The sequence below is a fragment of the Pelagibacterium lentulum genome, from assembly GCF_003992625.1.
Classification (GTDB): domain Bacteria; phylum Pseudomonadota; class Alphaproteobacteria; order Rhizobiales; family Devosiaceae; genus Pelagibacterium; species Pelagibacterium lentulum.
Map to the genome: position 1 here is coordinate 1 of NZ_RZMW01000045.1, position 2,851 is coordinate 2,851.

The following is a 2,851-nucleotide window of genomic DNA, read 5'->3' on the forward strand; positions in this document are numbered from 1 at the left end:
GCTTCCTGTGCGGCAATCACCTCTTGGGCAAGCGCGCGAACCTCCGGATCGGTTCCATGCTTGAGAACGACATTTGCCATGTCGATCGCACCCTGGTGATGCGGGATCATGCCGCGCATGAAATCGACATCGGCATCACCGGTAAATTCGATAGCCATGTCGGCATGCATCCGGTCGTTTGCTTCCTGATAGGCGCGGATGACCGGATCGTCTGAAGAGCGTACAGAGATATGGACGCCATGGGTGTCATGACCTGCGTGTGTATTTTGGCCGGCATTGCCCGTTTGCGCCTGCGCGAAAGAAAGGCTGGCCGCGGCGATGATAGCGCCACCGATAAAGATTGGGGTGAGCTTGTTCATTCTGGCTTTCTCCAAATGGTGCGTACGGGCAATCAGCTCGCCGGGGTAGCGGGATAACCGGCCTCTTTGAGACTGCCCTCAAATGCATCACGAGGGTGATCGGATAGGATTTCGACCTTTCGCGTGGCGGGATCGGCAGTGACCCTGGCCATAGGGTCCACCGATTGAATCGCCCTGGTAACACTGCTGGCACAACCGCCACAGGTCATGTTTTCGATATGGAAGTGCATGAGAAACTCCTCTGTTTCGGTCTCACGCTTTTTCATATGGGGCTTCCCACTGTTGGAAGGTCAAGAGATCAAAAAACTTTCGGAATACCCATTGACCTTCCCATCGTTGGAAACCCCACCTTCCTTCGCGAACGAAATATTCGAAGCGGAGAAGAAAAATGAACGCTCCCGTAAAAGACCACTCGGCGGCTGCCCAGATTATCGGTCTGCCGATCGAAGGCATGACCTGTGCCTCATGTGTTGGCCGCGTTGAAAAGGCGCTCAAGGCCGTGCCCGGCGTCGAAAGCGCCACCGTCAATCTCGCCACGGAACGGGCCGATGTCATGGCTTCCGGACCGGTGGATCGTCAAGCGCTGGTCCGCAGCATCGAGGAGGCCGGCTATTCGGTCCCGTCCGCTGCCACCGAGCTCGCCATTGACGGCATGACCTGTGCCTCCTGCGTTGGATCCGTGGAGCGCGCCCTGAGAGCTGTTCCCGGCGTGGTCTCGGCAACGGTAAACCTTGCAACCGAACGTGCCAGCATCCACGGCAATGCAGACGCGGCGCTCCTCATCAAGGCAGTGGAGGCGACGGGCTACAGCGCGAGAGCAGTTGACCGAAGCGGGGCACGTGACGAGGAGGTCGCGGAACGCAAGGAAGCCGAGACAATATCTCTCAAGCGTGACGTCACACTGGCTGCTCTGCTGACCCTGCCTGTCTTCATTCTCGAAATGGGGTCGCACACGATCCCTGGAATGCATGATCTGGTCATGCGCACGATCGGGATGCAGTGGAACTGGTACATCCAGTTCGCCTTGGCCACGCTTGTGCTGTTTGTTCCCGGCATACGCTTTTATGAGAAGGGTTTTCCCGCGTTGCTGCGCGGCGCCCCCGACATGAACTCGCTGGTGGCGGTGGGCACGATGGCGGCCTATCTCTATTCGCTCGTTGCCACCTTCGCCCCAGCGTTCCTGCCGGCGGGAACAGTCAACGTCTATTTCGAGGCGGCGGCAGTGATCGTAACCCTCATCCTGCTCGGCCGCTTCCTTGAGGCCCGTGCCAAGGGGCGGACATCCGAAGCCATCAAGCGCCTGGTCGGCCTGCAGGCCAAGACCGCACGGGTGCGCCGCGATGGACGGGCGCAGGAGGTAGAGGTCACTGAAGTTGCCTTTGGCGACATCATCGAGGTGCGGCCGGGCGAGCGTGTTCCCGTGGACGGCGAGGTGGTCGATGGCGAAAGCTATGTCGATGAATCGATGATCACCGGCGAACCAATCCCCGTCGCAAAATCAGCGGGCGCGGAAGTGGTTGGCGGCACCGTGAACCAGACGGGGGCCTTTGCTTTCCGAGCAACGGCCGTCGGCGCCGCGACCATGCTCGCGCAGATCATCCGCCTGGTCGAAGATGCTCAAGGGTCCAAGCTGCCGATTCAGGCGATGGTCGACAAGGTGACGATGTGGTTTGTGCCCGCTGTCATGGCGGTTGCAGTTGCCACCTTCCTGGTCTGGCTGTTCTTCGGTCCCTCGCCCGCACTCACCTTCGCGCTCGTCAATGCTGTGGCCGTGCTCATCATTGCCTGCCCCTGTGCGATGGGCCTGGCCACGCCGACCTCGATCATGGTCGGCACGGGACGCGGTGCGGAGATGGGCGTTCTCTTCCGCAAGGGTGAAGCGCTCCAGTTGCTGCGCGAGGCCAAGGTCGTGGCCCTCGACAAGACGGGCACGCTAACTGAAGGCAGGCCTGCACTTACCGATCTCGAACTGGTGGACGGATTTGACCGCACCACCGTCCTTGCAAAGATCGCAGCGGTCGAGGCCAAATCCGAGCACCCCATCGCTCGTGCCATCGTCGAGGCGGCAGAAGCGGAGGGGCTAGGCTTGCCGGCCGTCGCCGGGTTCGAGTCAGTCACCGGTTTTGGTGTAAAGGCGGAAGTCGACGGCTCCCGCATAGAAGTCGGCGCCGACCGCTACATGACTGAGCTCGGCCTCGACGTCGGTGCCTTTGCGGGCACGGCCACCAAGCTGGCCGATGAAGGCAAATCGCCGCTCTATGCAGCGATCGACGGCAAACTGGCCGCGATTATCGCTGTATCCGATCCTATCAAGGACACCACGCAAGAGGCGATTGCCGCCCTGCACGAGCTGGGCCTTAAGGTCGCGATGATTACCGGCGACAATCGCCGCACTGCTCACGCCATTGCTCGTCGGCTGGGTATCGATGAGGTGGTTGCCGAGGTTCTGCCAGAAGGCAAGGTCGACGCTGTTCGCCGCCTCAAGCAGCAAC

General features: G+C 60.8%; 3 protein-coding genes. 1 reads left to right on the top strand and 2 read right to left on the bottom strand.

Translation table 11 applies throughout. The annotated features are described in order from the left end of the window. Both copM and EO133_RS18340 read right to left on the bottom strand, forming a co-directional pair. Positions 1-359 (bottom strand): CopM family metallochaperone (gene copM, locus EO133_RS18335; protein WP_127074112.1); only part of this gene is annotated, 359 nt, incomplete at its 3' end. A 32-nt stretch (positions 360-391) separates the two neighbouring features. Then, complete coding sequence (locus EO133_RS18340; RefSeq protein WP_244640654.1) at positions 392-625, bottom strand: heavy-metal-associated domain-containing protein; 234 nt, start codon at positions 623-625, stop codon at positions 392-394. Positions 626-747: 122 nt separating this feature from the next. Between EO133_RS18340 and EO133_RS18345 the strand changes: the two genes are divergently transcribed. Beyond that, the coding region (locus EO133_RS18345) for a heavy metal translocating P-type ATPase (RefSeq protein WP_428372680.1) at positions 748-2,851 on the top strand (2,104 nt) is incomplete at its 3' end.

Coding starts and splice junctions, on each gene's coding strand:
- EO133_RS18340 (WP_244640654.1), bottom strand. CDS start 625: ATGAAAAAGCGTGAGACCGAAACAGAGGAGTTTCTCATGCACTTCCAT.